The organism is Brevundimonas sp. (assembly GCF_041648055.1).
GTDB lineage: Bacteria > Pseudomonadota > Alphaproteobacteria > Caulobacterales > Caulobacteraceae > Brevundimonas.
In genome coordinates, this window is the sequence record NZ_JBAZPS010000002.1 from 17,878 (window position 1) to 32,110 (window position 14,233).

Genomic DNA, 14,233 nt, shown 5'->3' on the forward strand with positions numbered 1-14,233 from the left:
TATTTTCCGACAAAATTACCGAAAAGAAACATTGCCCATCAAACAATTAAAGCAACCAACGCTCGCTGACGTTGGGCCGTATGAGACCATCATCGAATTTTTGCTGGTGCGCCGAGGTTCCGGTTTTTTTGCGGTTCTACCCGGCTATTGGAATTTCAGGCAGTTTGCCCCGGCGACGACAGAAGGCCGGTTCAAACTGCCTGAGAATCGATTTTTCGCCGGGTTTGATCGGATGATCAGAACCGATTGAATGAGCTGTCACGCTGCTGTTGGGTCAAGCCGGTCATGTATGCCGTGAATGAATCCCAGGTGGCGTTGGAAATGGCAATCCGGCCGATCCAACTGCGCTGCTGTGGTGTGGGATTCTCGCACGCTCCTTGCCCTCCCTCGTTCTTGGTGAGCCAGATGTTCGTCCCTGTTCCGGCCCAGTGATACTGACGAATGGACGTGCCCCGGGTGTCGACCGCCGTTGGTTCGCCAAGCGTTGTGCGGACGTATTGATCAAACTGCGAGCCGACTGTCGCTTGATCAGGGCCACACACGGAATCCACCAGGCGATAAGGCAGGTAGTAGTCCCGATTGAACGCCACGCTGAGTTCGTAATGCCCGCCGCCTTCTCTCCGGCTCGGGCATCTCAGGTCGAACTGATAGCCGTTGGTCGGGTCGTCGGTTGGGGCCGTTCCGATCCCAGGGTCGTCCCGGCGTCGGATGTGGCACTTCGCTAGCTGCTCGACATCGGTGTCCAGCGTGTTGCCAGCGAAAACCTGACTGATCATGTCCGGCTTTGGGTCAAGGGTATCGGCGAAGTTCTGCGTTGGGATACAGATGTCTTGCGTCCGAGGGGCTGCGATCGGGATGAAGGCATAGCAAAGGCGATCACCGACACGCCGAGCCGTCGGATCGAGGTCGGGATATCTAAACCTGTCTGGGTTTGGCGTGCTGATTGGGGGTGCTGGACGGCTCTGGGGAACGCCGGCTTCGCTCCCGCCGATGAATGTTTCCGCATAGGCGGGCGTGCAAAGGGTTCCGGCAACGAGGATGGCGGTCAGGGACGTTTTCATTGGGGCGGCCTCGGCTTGGCTTTGTTGGCGATGGCGTTGAGCGACGCAATGTCTTCGGCGGAGTAGCCGTCGGGACGTTCATCGCTTTGGAAATGGACCGTGGCGAACAGCGCCGGGATCTCGGTCTCAGGCGGGGTTTTCAGTTTGCTCTTTGGCTTGGAGCGCTTCACGTCCTGCGCCCTTGCACATTAGCCTTGGCAATCCCGTATGCGAGCCACAGGATGACCACGACAAACGGCTGGACCAGTGTCATGGCGATGCCCGTGAGCAGGTTGGTCTTGCTGACATTGACGACCAGCATGACGAGGCACGTAGCGCCGAAGAACACGCGGCCCGATGCGGGGACGCCCATAGTCGAAACGAATAGCCCGCCGACGATGCCAACGAGGTAGGTGACGTTCCACCAGTTCAAGATCAGCGGCCACTGGAACTGGCGACTGGTGTGTTCGGCGAGCGACTTGGTCGCCAACAGCCCTGCGATGATGCCGAGAAGCGGGATCAGCAGCAGGCCACCGAACGCCGCCTTTTTCCATTCAGGCACTTTGCGCTTCGCCGGTGCGGGTTCGCTCCCCTCAACTGGTATTGGCGAGGCTGGTTCGAACGAGTTCTCATAGCTTTCGGAAGCGGGAAGCCTTTCGACAGGTGCGAGGTCGAACGTCGGTTCAGTGGGTGGCTCCTCGATGCTTTGAATCGGTGCCGGGCTGGGTGGTAACGCCAGTTCTGGCTCTGGATCGGGTACCGATAGCCGTTCCCCCACCGGCCTTGGTCGGCTGGCGTATTCCAGCGCCTCAAGCTCTTCATCCAGCAGCTCTGCGAGACATTGGCGATCAGCCCCGCAGATGGTGAGGCTGTTTGCCCATGCGGTGTGGTTGTCTCGCACACGGTTCGGCTCGTCGGCTGAATCGAGTGCCCTGGAATAGGCGGCGTCAACCTCACGGTCTTTTTGGGCAAGATGCGGAGTTGCGCAGATCGTGGCCACAGCTTCTGATCGAGGCCGACGGCAGTCAAAACTTGATTGGGCAACGCTGACCTCGGTCGCAAGCAACATGAAGCCCATTGCAGCAAGAGCGGTGTGCGTGATCTTCATGCCGTGTCCCCTCGTGAGAGGCCGGCATCCACCAGCTCCCCGCCACGGACAACCGCACCTATTATTCTTTATATGGAATAAACTTGAGCCCTGGTCACCGTCAACGGTGGTCGGATGGACCTGCGCAAGACAATTGGCGGCAACGTGAAGCGGCTTCGCCTAGCGGCCGGTCTCACTCAGGAGGAGCTTGCCGTGAAGGCGGCGTCCGATCAGCGTTTCGTCAGTGAGATGGAGCGAGGCGAACGAAATCTGACAATCGACAATCTCGAAAACATAGCTCTGTCGCTTGGCACCACCGTCGTTGTCTTGGTGTCGGAGCCGTCGGAAACCGGCCGGAGAGGCTGATCCGCAGCCTTCGGAGGCCGACAATGTCCAATGAACCCAGCGGGCCAATTCTCTTCTTGGAAGCCTTCGCGGAGCACATTCGGAGATGGCGGACGGCCCTAGAGATCAGTCAGGCGGCGGTTGCGAGGCACTCGTGCCTGTCAGTCTCCACAATCCGTAGGATCGAAGCGGGCAAGGTGGACATGAAGGTCACAACATTCTTGGCCCTGACCAAGGCCATGGACGCTGAGCTTTACGAACTCGTGGATGTTGGATGGGACGAATTTGCGGTCAAATCGGACGCCTATTTCAAGGCCACGAAGCACTAGATCCATCCTCGAGACGGGCCCAAGGACGGCGAAATAGGGGCCCGCCAAACATCGTACTGTTTAAGAAATAAGCTGAGCAGATTGTGACCGCCGGCGGCGGCGATCTCCAGCGCGCGCTTGGCGCTTTCCTGACCCTTGACCTCGCGCAGATCAGGCACGCGGGCTCCATCGCGCATGGCCCCCGGCTCGGGCCGCCGCAGCACCTGCACGCCCTTGAAATGGTTGACCAGGCCGATCAGCGAGCGCGGGGCCAGCACGGCGACATCACCCGCCCAGGCCGCCTCTGGCCCGTTGAACTCCGGACAGATAAGACCCAGCCCCATGGCATCGGCGGCCACGGCGGCGGGCAGGGCTCCGCCCACCGGCGCGATCTGGCCGTCCAGCCCCAGCTCCCCGATCGCGGCCCAGCCTTGCAGGGCGTCCGGCGGAATGACGCCCATGGAGGCCAGCAGGGCCAGGGCGATGGGCAGGTCGAAATGGCTGCCTTCCTTGGGCAGGTCGGCGGGGGCCAGGTTGGCGATGATGCGCTTGGACGGCAAAGCCAGTCCTATGCCCGCGAACGCCCCCCGCACCCGTTCCCGGCTCTCGGCCACCGCCTTGTCGGCCAGGCCGACGATGGTGAAGGACGGCTGGTCGCTGGACAGCTGCTGGACCTGCACGTCCACACGCCGCGCATCCACCCCCTCGAAGGCAACCGTGACGACACTGGCGACCATGACCCGCTCCCGCTATCCGAGAAAGAACGAACCATGAACTAAAGTGGATTGCAATACCAGAAACCCTGTTCAGCGAGCGAGGGCGGCTTCGGGGGCGAGGGTGTGGATCACCTCGCCGGCGGCATTCAGAAACTCGATCGCCCCATAGCCTTCCGGCGTCACGGTCATGCGAACGCGAGTACGGTCGTCGCTGTCTGCAAGACCAACGGCAGGGGTTCCATCTGCGGCGACGCTCAACTGAACGCGCGTGGAGGTCTGGACGCCGGGGACAAGCCGGTCGCCCAAGGCGGGGTCGCGGATCAGCGGAGGAGCCTGATTTATGCTGAAGCTGACGGAACCGTCCGGGGATACTCGCCAGCCGATAGCGTCCATGGCTGGATGATCGAGAGCCAGCACGGCCATGCCGCCGTCTACGTCTGCGACACCGAAGCCGCCTCGCTCACTGCCATCCTCGTCATAGAGGATCAGTCCCGAAACGCCGAAGGCCCGGCGATACTGGATGCCATCGATGATCGGGGCCGGAGTGTCCGCCGCCAGTGTCATGCGTATGGTGCCGTCCTCATCGACGACATCGATCCGTCGAACCGCGATCCGGTCGTGATCCACGGTCTCCACGCGCGTTTGCGGACTGCGTGTCTCGATGATGGATTTCAGCTGTTCGATTGTCGGGCGGCGAGGTGACGCGGCGTCCTGCGGCGGAGCCGGTTGGGCTGAGAGGACTGAAGCAAGAAGCAAAAGGGCCTGCATTGAAAACTCCGATACAAAACTACGCTGATGGGATGCGCCGCGTCTCGATCGCGTCCCACATCAGGGCGGCGGCATCCACGCCGCTGAACTGCTTCAGCTGCTGGGCCCCCGTCGGCGAAGTGACGTTGATCTCGGTCATCCAGTCGCCGATCACGTCGATGCCGACGAAGATGAGGCCGCGCTCCCTCAGGGTCGGGCCGATGGCGGCACAGATTTCCAGGTCGCGCGGCGTCAGTTCGACCGGAGCCGCCGTGCCACCGACGCGCAGGTTGGAGCGGACCTGATCCTTCAGCGGCACGCGGTTGATGGCCCCGACGGGTTCGCCGTCGACCAGCAGGATGCGCTTGTCGCCCGCTGACACCGCCGGCAGGAATTTCTGGATCACCAGGGGGTCGCGCGAGCCGGTCGCGTGGATTTCGATCAGGGCCTCCAGATTGGGGTCGTCCGCCTTCAGCCGCACTACGCCCGAACCGGCCGCGCCGTGCAGGGGTTTCAGCACCACATCGCCGTGGCGCTTGTGGAAATCGACCAGGGCGACCGGGTCGGAACTGATCAGGGTCGGCGGGGTCAGGTCGGGGAAGTGGGTGACCAGCAGCTTTTCGGGCGCGCTGCGGACCTGGGCCGGGTCGTTGACGACCAGAGTCTGGGGGTGGACCGTCTCCAGCAGATAGGTGGCGGTGACATAGGCCATGTCGAAGGGTGGATCCTGACGCATCAGGATGACGTCGACGTCCTTGCCGAGGTCCAGCTTGACCTCCTCGCCGAAGGTGACGTGGTCGCCCTCGACCTGGCGCAGGGTCACCGGGCGGGCGCGGCAGTACAGGCTCCCTTCGTCGAGGGCCAGGGTGCGGAAATCATAGACCCAGAGCGGATAGCCCCGATCTTGCGCCTCCATCGCCATCAGCCAGGTGGTGTCCGAGGCGATGTTGACCCCTTCGATGGGGTCCATCTGGATGGCGACTTTCATGGGCTCGGTCCTCGGCTGCTCTGCCCCAGACTAATGGGCAGGCGGGCAAGGCGGCGCAAGGCCGGGCGGTCTCAGTTCAGCTGAAGCCGGACCCGGTCCAGGCTGATCTGGCGGCGCGCGGCCAGCGGGTCGTCCAGGGTGCGGGCGCAGGCCAGGGCCTGGAGCGCGCCGGTCAGGGCCCCCTGCTTCTCGCGCGCGGTGGCGACGTCCAGCCAGGGACGGTGATCCTCGGGGTCCAGCAGGGCGCATCGCAGCGCCGACCGCTCGGCCCCCTCATAGTCATGGGCGTGGATGGCGCGGACGAAGACCATGTTCTGCAGCCGGATCAGGGCCTCGCGGTCGCTGACCGGGGCCATGAGCAGATCCAGCCGGTCGGCGACGTGGGGCGTGAGGCCCGCCCGCAGCGCGCGACGGCTGAGCTCGGACGGCAGGACCAGCCGCCCCTGGCTGAACGGGTCCAGGGCGACTGGCCCTTCGGCCGTTTCCACCCGCAACAGGAAGTGGCCGGGAAAATCCACGCCGTCGGCCCGCAGGTCGTTGCGCCGCGCGGCGTCCAGATAGAAGACGCTGAGCGCTGCCGACAGGCCACGCCTGCGCTCGGCGATGTCGATGATGTCCGTATTGGCCGGATCGTCGTGATGCAGCAGGTCGCCGTTGAGGCGGAAGTCGCTGCACATCGTTTCGGACAGGGCCTCGTCAGGACTGTCCTCGATCAGTCGCTCGGCCAGGCGTTCGGCGGCGCGGTCGGCCAGGTCGCGGACGGGCGCGGGGTCACGCAGGGGGGCGTCGTGGATAGCGCAGGCGATGGCGGCGTCCAGAAGCGGAAAGGCATCGTCCTCGGCCTGACCGGCCTGGGTCAGAACTTCGATGGCCTCGTCGCGCGTCATGTCGTCAGCCCCTCTTAGCCCCTCCCCATGGGCTCTATGCCGCGACGATGAACCGGAAACCGTCCGGGGGCCAGCGCCACAATATCGATACGCAGCAGATGCCCGGCCAAGCTGGGTCTTTGGCGCAACACCGCGCGTCCGGCGGAGAGCAGGCGCTCGTACTGGTCCGGGCCGATGGCCAGCAGCGCCTGTTCGACGCTGGCGCGGCGCTTGACCTCGACCACGGCCAGCGTCTTGCCCCGGCGGGCCAGGATGTCGATTTCGCCGGCGCGGGTCTTCAGGCGAAAACCCAACAGCTGATAGCCCTTCAGCATCAGCCAGGCCGCCGCCAGCCATTCGGAGCGATGGCCTTGGCGGTGGGCGTCGCGGCCCAGGGTCATGCGCCAGCCCTGCTTGGCCCGCGCGACGGCGGCGGGTTTCAGCCGGGGGGCTTTGCGGCTCACCGGCCCTGCATCTCCAGCGCCCGCTTGTAGAGGGGCTTGCGCGGCAGGTTCAGGGCGCGGGAGACCTCGGCGGCGGCCTCGCCCGGCGGCAGGCGGGTCATGGCCTCGGCCAGGGCGGCGTCGGTGTCAGCCTCACTGGCGACCTCGACCTCGCCGGGGCCGATGACGACGACGATTTCGCCCTTGGGCGACTGGCAGCGGGGGTCGGTGGCCAGTTCGTCCAGCGTCCCGCGCACGCACTCTTCATAGAGTTTGGTCAGCTCGCGGGCGACGGCGGCGGGGCGGGGGCCGAGGACGGCGGCCATGTCGGCCAGGCTGTCGGCCAGGCGCGGTCCGCTCTCGAAGACGACCAGGGTCTGGCGGGTGGTGCGCAGCTCTTCCAGGGCAGAGCGGCGGGCACCTGACTTGGGCGGCAGGAAGCCGGCGAAGGTGACGCGGTCGGCGGGCAGCCCTGCGATGCACAGGGCGGCCAGCAGGCTGGAAGCACCGGGGATGGGATGGACCGGCAGGCCCTCGGCAATCACGGCCCGGGCCACGACGAAGCCGGGGTCGCTGACCAGGGGCGTGCCCGCATCCGAGACCAAGGCCACCACCGCCCCGTCACGCAGCCGTTCGATGGCCAGTTCCGCCGCCCGGGCGGAGGCGTGGTCGTCGCAGCGTTCCAGTTTGGCCTTGAGCCCATAGGCTGACAGCAGCTTGCCCGTGACGCGCGTGTCCTCGGCCAGGACCAGATCGGCGGCGGCCAGAACGTCCAGCGCCCGCAGCGTCATGTCGCGCAGGTTCCCGATCGGTGTCGCCACCAGATACAGGCCCGGCGAAACCAGGCGCGGCGGCGGGGCGGTCGGCGGAAAGGGCGAGGGCTCGGTCATCTGCCGCGACCCTGCCAGCGCGGGCGGTCAGGGTCGAGAGTCTTCATCGCGCCCGAAAAAGGCGCGGACGCGTGTTTCGGGTGAAACGGAGCATCAGCGCGCGGAGGGTTCGCCTGTGCGTCCAGGCGCAACAGAGGAGATCGACGTGTCAAAGGCCGACTGAATCCCGCGCGGACAGGGTCCGGCAGGTTCAGACGAGGATTATACCCCGGCTGGAGAGTGTGGTGAGGAGAAAGCGGCCCTTGCGCCGGACCTGAGGGTCCAGTGTCTCCATTCACAGGCGCGAAGGGACGGGAGGATCAGGGTCCGGATTACACCGCTGCCACCGCAAAAGGCTTCGGCTTTTCGGCCGAAACCATGGTCATAAAAACCGGGTGTCGCTCAGGCTTGCTTGATCGCCATGACCGTTGGAAGCGGCTCATCACGTTCGCCACGGCGATTGCGCATCCTGAACTGGCTTTGATAGCGGCGGCGTTGCTTTGCGACCTCGTAGATAACGATACCCGAGCTCGTCCCAAGGTTGAGACTTTCGATCATGCCGAACATGGGGACACTGACGCACATGGCGCTGCGTTCCACCGCGCGCTCGCTGATGCCAATGGACTCACTTCCGAACCATACTGCCAGTTTGGCGTGGACCGTGTAGTCACCGTCGTCCAGATACAGGCTCGTCTTGCCCTTCACATGGGGTGAGGTGACGATGGACACGAAGCCCTTCTTTTCGAGATAGTCGAAGCACTCGTCTGTGCTGTCGAAGCGCTTCACGAAAGTCCACTTCACTGCCGAAACCGAAATCTTGGAGATGGCCCTGTCGCTGCGCAACTCCTGCCAATCGTCGGGCAAGGCACGGCGCGGATCGACCACGTAGACTTTCTCAACGCCGAGCGCGTTCACGTTTCGAATGACCGTTCCGATATTCTTTATGTCGGCTGGGTCTTCGATCACTGCGATGAGATTCTTGCAGCGAAACGGCTTGATGGCATCCGCCTTCGCGCGAACCGATCGTTTTGAGGTGGCGGTATCTTCCATCGCTTATGACTAGCGCTGCTTTGGGTGATCTTGCCACGCGAAACTGACTCGGCGCCCGTCTACGTTTATGTGAGCAAGACTTTTAGCACCCCGTCCAATACAGGCCGCCCCGTCGCCGTCGCGCGGACCTGTCCGGTCTCGACCTCCAGAAACCCGTCTGCGATCAGGTCTGCCAGCGGCCCCGCCTCAACTTTTCGGCCCAGCGTCGCCAGCTCCGCCAGCGCCAGACCTTCGACTGTGCGCAAACCCAGCAGGACCTTTTCCTCGGCGGCGTCGGTGGGGGAGAGGGGCTGTTGCTCGCTCCAGGGGGTACCGGCCGCGACGCCGGTGACATAGTCGGCGATGCCCCGGTGGGCGACGGTGGCGGTGCGGACGCCGTCCAGGGTCAGGCGGCCGTGGGCGCCGGGACCGAGGCCCAGATAGTCGCCGCCGCGCCAGACATGCAGGTTGTGGCTGGAGCGGGCCGCGACGCCGCGCGCGTGGTTGGACACCTCATAGGCTTCGAAGCCGGCGGCCTGAAGCACGATCTGCGTCGTCTCATAGAGGTCTGCGGCCAGATCCTCATCCGGCGGCGACCAGGCGCCGCGCGCGACGGCGCGGCCGAAGGCGGTCGTGGGTTCGATGGTCAGTTGATAGGGGGAGATGTGCTCGAACCCCAGATCGAGCGCCTGGGTCAGGTCCTCGGTCCAGCCGGCCACCGTCTGGCCGGGGCGGGCATAGATCAGGTCGATCGACAGTCGGTCGAAGGCGCGGGCGGCGACGGCGACGGCGCGCCGGGCCTCGTCCGCCGAATGGTTGCGGCCCAGAAACCTGAGCGCCTCATTGTCCAGCGCCTGGACCCCCATCGACAGGCGGTTGATGCCGGCGTCTCTCAGGGCCGCGAACCGGTCGGCCTCGGCATCCGTGGGATTGGCCTCCAGCGTGATCTCGATGGGGCCGAGGGGAGCGAACCGGCCCGTGGCGGCGGCGATGATGCGGGCCACGGCGTCCGGGTCCAGCAGAGAGGGCGTACCGCCGCCGAAGAAGATGGAGGCCAGACGGCGCGGACCAATCAGGGCGGCCTGCGCCTCCAGATCGGCCAGGATCGCCTCCACCAGACCGGCCTGTTCCTGATCCCGCCCCCGGTCGCGCACGACGTTGAAATCGCAATAGGGGCAGATGCGCGCGCAGTAGGGCCAGTGGACGTAGAGGGCCAGATGGTCTTTGGGGTCGCTAACGCTCGCGACGCGGTCACTCGCTGCTTGAGCGACAGGATTGACCGCGTTGGTGACGGCGTCAGTCAATCAACGCATCCCGCAGCTTTTCGAAGGCCCGGGCGCGGTGGCTGATGGAATCCTTGAAGGCGGGGTCCAGCTCGCCGAAGGTCTGGTCGTGGCCCTCGGGGATGAAGATGGGGTCATAGCCGAAGCCCCGCGTGCCCCGGGGCGGGAATGTCAGGATGCCGTCGACGCGGCCCTCGACCACCACGGCCGGACCGTTCGGCCAGGCCACGGCCAGGGCCGAGGTGAACCAGGCGCTGCGGTCATGCGCGCCGATTTCCTCCAGCCGCTGCTCGACCTTCTTCATGGCAAAGGCGAAATCCTTGTCCGGCCCTGCCCAGCGGGCGGAGAAGATGCCGGGGGCGCCGTCCAGCGCCGCGATCGACAGGCCGGAATCGTCGGCAATGGCGACCTCTCCCGCCAGGTCCGCCGCATGGCGCGCCTTCAGCAGGGCATTACCCACGAAGGTGCTCTCGGTCTCGTCCGGTTCGGGCAGGTTCAGGCTGCCGGCGGTGACGACGCTGTAATGTCCGCCCAGCAGGGCCTCGATCTCGGGCACCTTGCCGGGATTGTGTGTCGCCAGGACCAGACGCATCCCCTTGATTAGCTTCAGATTCATCGTCTTCACCCGCTCGGTTACAATCCATTGCCAAAGTTTAATATCGTTAAACGATATGTAACATGACTTCGTTCAGCGCACGGCCTATCTATTGTTTCAAGGACGGACGCCGCGACGTTCTCCGATCTAGCCGATAACGGCAAGATCGATGCAGCGGAAACAAAACGAGGGGTGAAAACATCCCTCACTCAGGATCAACGGAGAACGACAATGAACACCATGAACGCTTCCTACTTCATCGAAAAGATCGGCCACGGCGTGATCAACACAATGCTGCTCGCCGCCCTGCCGGTCGCCCTGATCGCGACGCTCGTCCAAGGCCTGTAAGAACAAAACGGAGCTTTGACGATCGGCATGACAAGCGCGAGAGTTAAGACCGCGTGTGGGTTCGCCGGACCCCGCGCGGCATCCTCGCCCTCTGCCCCGGCCTGACGACGAATAGGCCTTACTGCATGCGCCTGCCGAGACTGAAATTTCCGGTGAATCGCCGAACTCGTGTTCCCGGCCTGTCCCTCGGTTCGATGACCAGCCTGTTGAGCGTAGCCCTTGGGGCCGCCTTCTGGATCCTGGCCCTGGTGACCATCGCCGTCACCGCTGTCTTCATTTTTCTCGTGTTTTTGCCTCTTGAGCAACTGAACCTGACGTTCAGGGACACGCAGGTTCCCGTAGGCCGGGCCTACATATTGTTCGGTGTCGGCGCGGCCTGTGCCTACCTGGGCGGATTTACCCTCATTCTCAGGCATCTGCGCCAGATCGTGCAGACACTGCGCATCGGCGACCCCTTTCATCCTGCCAATACCGGGCGCCTCAAGCAGATCGGCTTCATCCTGGCCGTCGTGACCGGCGGCGCGTGGATTGGCCAGAGCCTTGTGTCGCGCCTGGTGCGAGGCGCTATGGAAGCGCCCAGTCTGTTCGACCTGGTGACGCCCGCCTTTTCCGTTCTGGTGGTGACCGTGCTGGCGCAGATTTTCCGCGAAGGGGCGCGCCTGCGCCGCGAATCCGAACTGACCATTTAACTGGCAGCGCGGTCAGAAGGCTCCGCCCTTCTGACGCTTCGCGCCGCCCCTCGGGTCGACCCGATGATTGCCGTTAGATAGAGAGACATCATGGCCATCCGCATCCAGCTTGACCGCATCCTGCTCGAACGGCGCATGTCGCTGACCGAGTTGGCCGATCGCGTGGGCGTGACCCTGGCCAATCTGTCGATCCTGAAGACGGGCAAGGCGCGCGCCGTGCGGTTCACCACCCTGGACGCCCTGTGCCGCGAACTGGACTGCCAGCCCGGCGACCTGCTGGCCTATGCGCCGGGGCCGCAGGATCAGGGTTCGGACGAGGATGCCGACGGGACCGCCTCCGGCACGACATGAGCCCCGCCTCGTGACCAGACGCGATGATCTGAGCCCCGACGACCGGCATATCTGGTCCCGCGTGGCCGGGTCGGTGACGCCGTCACGGCCGAAGAAGGCTCCGCGCATCGTCGTCGGGGCGGTCCAGCCCGATCCTCCAGCGGCTCCCCATCCCACCGGCAAGGGCAAGGCTGCGCCCCGGCCGGTGCCGTCCTTTTCTCCAGCCGTATCTCCCCCCGCCTCCCGTAGCGTGCCGGAGGTTCTGGAGCCGCGCCGCCAGCGGCGTCTGTCGCGCGAGCGCGATCCGATCGAGGCGCGGATCGACCTGCACGGCTATGGCCGGTTCCAGGCGCAGGACGCCCTGACCGCCTTCCTGATGGGGGCGCAGGCGCGCGGCTATCGCTCGGTGCTGGTGATCACCGGTCAGGGGCGACGCGGCGGCACCGGCGTGATCCGGGGCTCGGTCCATGAGTGGCTGACCGGCCCGGCCCTGCGCGGGGTCGTCTCCGGCTTCGCCCCGGCGGCACGCCACCACGGGGGCGACGGGGCGCTTTATGTGACGATCAGGCGGGGGTGAGGGTCAGTCCCGCGTCCTTCGCCAGCGCTTCCAACGACGTCATGGGTCGCGGTCCCCAGTGGGCGATGACTTCCGCCGCCGCCAGCGACCCCAGCGTACCCGCCTCCTTCAGCGACAGGCCGCGCGCGAGGCCCAGCAGGACCCCGGCGGCGTACTGATCGCCTGCGCCGGTGGTATCGATGACCTTATCGACCGGGAAGGCGGCGACCTCGACCCGTTCGTCGCCGGACAGCAGAACCGAGCCCTCGGGCCCGCGCGTGATGGCGGCGACTTCCGTCATGGAGGCCAGGCGGGCGGCGGCGGCGTCGAAATCATCTGTTTCGAACAGGGCGGCCAGCTCGGCCTCATTGGCCAGGACGATGTCGGCCGACGCCTCGATGAAGGCCAGCAGTTCGGCACGCCAGCGGGCGACGACGAAGGTGTCGGACAGGGTGATGGCGACCCTGCGGCCTGCCGCGTGGGCGGCAGCGGCGGCGGCCTCGAAGGCGGCACGGGCCGGGGCCGGGTCGAACAGATAGCCCTCCAGATAGACGATGGCCGAGGCCGCGATCTGTTCGGCGTCGATGTCGTCGGCCGACAGCTGGTTGGCGGCCCCCAGAAAGGTGCACATTGTGCGTTGCCCGTCCGGCGTGACATTGATCAGGCAGCGACCGGTGCCCAGACCCTGTTCGGCCCCGCCGGTCAGGACCGGGCTGTTAAACGCCACGCCGGCGGCGCGGATGTCGTGGGTGAAGACGCCGCCCAGGGTGTCGTCTGCCACCTTGCCCACATAGGCCGCGCGTCCGCCGAAGGAGCCGACGCCCGCCACGGTATTGCCCGCCGATCCGCCCGAGGCCTCGACGCCCGCCGCCATGGCATCATAGAGGGCCGCGCTTTGCTTCGCATCAACCAGCTGCATCGAGCCAGGCGTCAGGCCCTGGGCGTTCAGGAAGGCGTCGTCGCAGGGGGCCAGCACATCGACGATGGCATTGCCGACGGCGCAGACGTCGAAACGGATAGGCAGAGAGGTTTGGGTCATCGCGAGGCCTTACCCGGCGCGGGGCTTTCGCGCTAGATCGCCGCCATGACCCAGATCGCCGTCCTGACCCCCGACCCGTCCGATCCGTCCTATGCGGGCCAGTGGCCGGGCGTACTGGAAAGGTTGCAGGCTGCGCTGGCGCTGGAGGGGATCACGGTCGAGCCGATGCCCTGGACGGACCACATCGAGGATGGATCGCGGCTGGCGGCGTTTCCGCTGGTCCTGCCGCTGATCGTCTGGGGCTATCACCGCGATCATGCGCGGTGGGTGCAGGCCTGCGCCACCTGGGAGGCCGCGGGGGTACGGATGCTGAACCCGCCGTCGGTCCTGAGGTGGAATTCGGACAAATCCTATCTGCGGCGGCTGGCCGAGCGCGGCGTGGCCATGCCCCAGACGCAGTGGGTCGAGGGCGTGACCCAGGCGAATGTCGATGCCGCCTTCGACCGGTTCGGCACCGAGACGGTGGTGGTCAAGCCGCGTGTCTCCGGCGGGGCCTGGCAGACCCTGCGTCTGTCGCGCGGCGAACAGATGCTGGGCGCGCCCGACGGGGCGGCGATGATCCAGCCTTATCTGCCGTCCATCGAAACGGAGGGGGAGATCTCCCTGCTGATCTTCGGCGGTCAGCTCAGCCATGTGGTCAACAAGCGGCCCGTCAACGGCGACTTCCGCATTCAGGTCCAGTACGGCGGTCAGTATGTCGCCCTGCCCGAGCCGCCCGAGTGGGCCTGGGACCTGGCGCAGCAGACGCTGGCCGCGATCGACGAGGACCTGCTGTATGCCCGCATCGACATGGCGCGCGGTCCCAATGGCGGCTGGCTGCTGATGGAGGCGGAGCTGATCGAGCCGGACTTCTACCTGGGCTCCGCGCCCGAGGGCGGACGGCGGTTCGCGCAGGCGGTCAAGGCCAGGCTGGCCCAGGCTGCGGCGTGAGGTCGCCTGTCGCGGACGGGTCGGC

Annotated in this window: 19 protein-coding genes and 1 pseudogene; 7 read left to right on the forward strand and 13 right to left on the reverse strand. The window is 65.6% G+C overall.

Annotated features, from left to right (window positions below; genetic code table 11):
• The first annotated feature begins 31 nt into the window (after positions 1 to 31).
• Complete coding sequence (locus tag WC585_RS06320) at positions 32 to 250, forward strand: hypothetical protein (RefSeq protein WP_373256830.1); 219 nt, start codon at positions 32 to 34, stop codon at positions 248 to 250.
• Here WC585_RS06320 and WC585_RS06325 read toward each other — a convergent pair.
• Genes WC585_RS06325 through WC585_RS06335 form a run of 3 tightly spaced genes read right to left on the reverse strand, consistent with a single transcriptional unit; the run spans position 237 to position 2,148 of the window.
• Complete coding sequence (locus tag WC585_RS06325; protein WP_373256831.1) at positions 237 to 1,061, reverse strand: hypothetical protein; 825 nt, start codon at positions 1,059 to 1,061, stop codon at positions 237 to 239. The genes WC585_RS06320 and WC585_RS06325 overlap by 14 nt on opposite strands.
• Positions 1,058 to 1,231, reverse strand: coding sequence for a hypothetical protein (locus WC585_RS06330; protein WP_373256832.1), 174 nt, complete (start codon positions 1,229 to 1,231; stop codon positions 1,058 to 1,060). The genes WC585_RS06325 and WC585_RS06330 overlap by 4 nt, the downstream gene beginning before the upstream one ends.
• A complete protein-coding gene (locus WC585_RS06335) occupies positions 1,228 to 2,148 on the reverse strand; it encodes a lysozyme inhibitor LprI family protein (protein ID WP_373256833.1) in 921 nt (306 codons plus the stop codon). Before WC585_RS06335 ends, WC585_RS06330 begins: the two co-directional genes overlap by 4 nt.
• Before the next feature lie 114 nt (positions 2,149 to 2,262).
• Between WC585_RS06335 and WC585_RS06340 the strand changes: the two genes are divergently transcribed.
• Both WC585_RS06340 and WC585_RS06345 read left to right on the forward strand, forming a co-directional pair.
• The gene (locus WC585_RS06340; RefSeq protein ID WP_373256834.1) at positions 2,263 to 2,493 is read left to right on the forward strand and encodes a helix-turn-helix domain-containing protein; all 231 of its coding nucleotides are present in this window, start codon (positions 2,263 to 2,265) and stop codon (positions 2,491 to 2,493) included.
• Positions 2,494 to 2,516: 23 nt separating this feature from the next.
• Positions 2,517 to 2,801: a helix-turn-helix domain-containing protein gene (locus WC585_RS06345; protein ID WP_373256835.1), complete on the forward strand. Its 285-nt coding sequence runs from the start codon at positions 2,517 to 2,519 to the stop codon at positions 2,799 to 2,801.
• A gap of 74 nt (positions 2,802 to 2,875) precedes the next feature.
• Here WC585_RS06345 and WC585_RS06350 read toward each other — a convergent pair.
• From WC585_RS06350 to rdgB, 9 genes and pseudogenes are all read right to left on the reverse strand, one after another.
• Positions 2,876 to 3,517 (reverse strand): annotated as a pseudogene (locus tag WC585_RS06350) (magnesium chelatase domain-containing protein); the annotation flags it as partial.
• A 69-nt stretch (positions 3,518 to 3,586) separates the two neighbouring features.
• Positions 3,587 to 4,264, reverse strand: a complete 678-nt coding sequence (locus tag WC585_RS06355; RefSeq protein WP_373256836.1) for a hypothetical protein — start codon at positions 4,262 to 4,264, stop codon at positions 3,587 to 3,589.
• A gap of 19 nt (positions 4,265 to 4,283) precedes the next feature.
• Complete coding sequence (gene gshB / locus WC585_RS06360; protein WP_373256837.1) at positions 4,284 to 5,231, reverse strand: glutathione synthase; 948 nt, start codon at positions 5,229 to 5,231, stop codon at positions 4,284 to 4,286.
• A 71-nt stretch (positions 5,232 to 5,302) separates the two neighbouring features.
• A complete protein-coding gene (locus tag WC585_RS06365) occupies positions 5,303 to 6,118 on the reverse strand; it encodes a transglutaminase family protein (RefSeq protein ID WP_373256838.1) in 816 nt (271 codons plus the stop codon).
• A gap of 14 nt (positions 6,119 to 6,132) precedes the next feature.
• The gene (locus tag WC585_RS06370) at positions 6,133 to 6,561 is read right to left on the reverse strand and encodes a YraN family protein (RefSeq protein ID WP_373256839.1); all 429 of its coding nucleotides are present in this window, start codon (positions 6,559 to 6,561) and stop codon (positions 6,133 to 6,135) included.
• Complete coding sequence (rsmI, locus tag WC585_RS06375; RefSeq protein WP_373256840.1) at positions 6,558 to 7,430, reverse strand: 16S rRNA (cytidine(1402)-2'-O)-methyltransferase; 873 nt, start codon at positions 7,428 to 7,430, stop codon at positions 6,558 to 6,560. The genes WC585_RS06370 and rsmI overlap by 4 nt, the downstream gene beginning before the upstream one ends.
• Before the next feature lie 381 nt (positions 7,431 to 7,811).
• A complete protein-coding gene (locus WC585_RS06380) occupies positions 7,812 to 8,459 on the reverse strand; it encodes a TrmH family RNA methyltransferase (protein WP_373256841.1) in 648 nt (215 codons plus the stop codon).
• Between the two features lie 65 nt (positions 8,460 to 8,524).
• Positions 8,525 to 9,655: a radical SAM family heme chaperone HemW gene (gene hemW, locus WC585_RS06385; protein WP_373257179.1), complete on the reverse strand. Its 1,131-nt coding sequence runs from the start codon at positions 9,653 to 9,655 to the stop codon at positions 8,525 to 8,527.
• Positions 9,656 to 9,734: 79 nt separating this feature from the next.
• Positions 9,735 to 10,337 carry an RdgB/HAM1 family non-canonical purine NTP pyrophosphatase gene (gene rdgB, locus WC585_RS06390; RefSeq protein WP_373256842.1) on the reverse strand — a complete coding sequence of 201 codons (603 nt, stop codon included), beginning with the start codon at positions 10,335 to 10,337 and terminating at the stop codon, positions 9,735 to 9,737.
• Positions 10,338 to 10,789: 452 nt separating this feature from the next.
• Between rdgB and WC585_RS06395 the strand changes: the two genes are divergently transcribed.
• The 3 genes from WC585_RS06395 to WC585_RS06405 all read left to right on the forward strand — a co-directional run bounded on the left by WC585_RS06395 (position 10,790) and on the right by WC585_RS06405 (position 12,260).
• Complete coding sequence (locus WC585_RS06395; protein WP_373256843.1) at positions 10,790 to 11,353, forward strand: DUF2975 domain-containing protein; 564 nt, start codon at positions 10,790 to 10,792, stop codon at positions 11,351 to 11,353.
• Between the two features lie 90 nt (positions 11,354 to 11,443).
• Positions 11,444 to 11,704 (forward strand): helix-turn-helix domain-containing protein, encoded by a 261-nt coding sequence (locus WC585_RS06400; protein ID WP_373256844.1) that lies wholly within the window; start codon positions 11,444 to 11,446, stop codon positions 11,702 to 11,704.
• Between the two features lie 10 nt (positions 11,705 to 11,714).
• The gene (locus tag WC585_RS06405) at positions 11,715 to 12,260 is read left to right on the forward strand and encodes a Smr/MutS family protein (protein ID WP_373256845.1); all 546 of its coding nucleotides are present in this window, start codon (positions 11,715 to 11,717) and stop codon (positions 12,258 to 12,260) included.
• Here the strand turns inward: WC585_RS06405 and WC585_RS06410 are convergent.
• Positions 12,247 to 13,278: an adenosine kinase gene (locus WC585_RS06410; protein ID WP_373256846.1), complete on the reverse strand. Its 1,032-nt coding sequence runs from the start codon at positions 13,276 to 13,278 to the stop codon at positions 12,247 to 12,249. The two genes, WC585_RS06405 and WC585_RS06410, sit on opposite strands and share 14 nt — an antisense overlap.
• Positions 13,279 to 13,323: 45 nt before the next feature.
• Between WC585_RS06410 and WC585_RS06415 the strand changes: the two genes are divergently transcribed.
• Complete coding sequence (locus WC585_RS06415; RefSeq protein ID WP_373256847.1) at positions 13,324 to 14,208, forward strand: RimK family alpha-L-glutamate ligase; 885 nt, start codon at positions 13,324 to 13,326, stop codon at positions 14,206 to 14,208.
• The last annotated feature ends 25 nt before the right edge of the window (positions 14,209 to 14,233 follow it).

Excerpts from the sequence above, each read along its gene's own strand:
- WC585_RS06325 (WP_373256831.1), bottom strand. The coding sequence starts at position 1,061 with ATGAAAACGTCCCTGACCGCCATCCTCGTTGCCGGAACCCTTTGCACG.
- WC585_RS06335 (WP_373256833.1), bottom strand. The coding sequence starts at position 2,148 with ATGAAGATCACGCACACCGCTCTTGCTGCAATGGGCTTCATGTTGCTT.
- WC585_RS06340 (WP_373256834.1), top strand. The coding sequence starts at position 2,263 with ATGGACCTGCGCAAGACAATTGGCGGCAACGTGAAGCGGCTTCGCCTA.
- WC585_RS06345 (WP_373256835.1), top strand. The coding sequence starts at position 2,517 with ATGTCCAATGAACCCAGCGGGCCAATTCTCTTCTTGGAAGCCTTCGCG.
- WC585_RS06355 (WP_373256836.1), bottom strand. The coding sequence starts at position 4,264 with ATGCAGGCCCTTTTGCTTCTTGCTTCAGTCCTCTCAGCCCAACCGGCT.
- gshB (WP_373256837.1), bottom strand. The coding sequence starts at position 5,231 with ATGAAAGTCGCCATCCAGATGGACCCCATCGAAGGGGTCAACATCGCC.
- WC585_RS06365 (WP_373256838.1), bottom strand. The coding sequence starts at position 6,118 with ATGACGCGCGACGAGGCCATCGAAGTTCTGACCCAGGCCGGTCAGGCC.
- rsmI (WP_373256840.1), bottom strand. The coding sequence starts at position 7,430 with ATGACCGAGCCCTCGCCCTTTCCGCCGACCGCCCCGCCGCCGCGCCTG.
- WC585_RS06380 (WP_373256841.1), bottom strand. The coding sequence starts at position 8,459 with ATGGAAGATACCGCCACCTCAAAACGATCGGTTCGCGCGAAGGCGGAT.
- rdgB (WP_373256842.1), bottom strand. The coding sequence starts at position 10,337 with ATGAATCTGAAGCTAATCAAGGGGATGCGTCTGGTCCTGGCGACACAC.
- WC585_RS06395 (WP_373256843.1), top strand. The coding sequence starts at position 10,790 with ATGCGCCTGCCGAGACTGAAATTTCCGGTGAATCGCCGAACTCGTGTT.
- WC585_RS06400 (WP_373256844.1), top strand. The coding sequence starts at position 11,444 with ATGGCCATCCGCATCCAGCTTGACCGCATCCTGCTCGAACGGCGCATG.
- WC585_RS06410 (WP_373256846.1), bottom strand. The coding sequence starts at position 13,278 with ATGACCCAAACCTCTCTGCCTATCCGTTTCGACGTCTGCGCCGTCGGC.
- WC585_RS06415 (WP_373256847.1), top strand. The coding sequence starts at position 13,324 with ATGACCCAGATCGCCGTCCTGACCCCCGACCCGTCCGATCCGTCCTAT.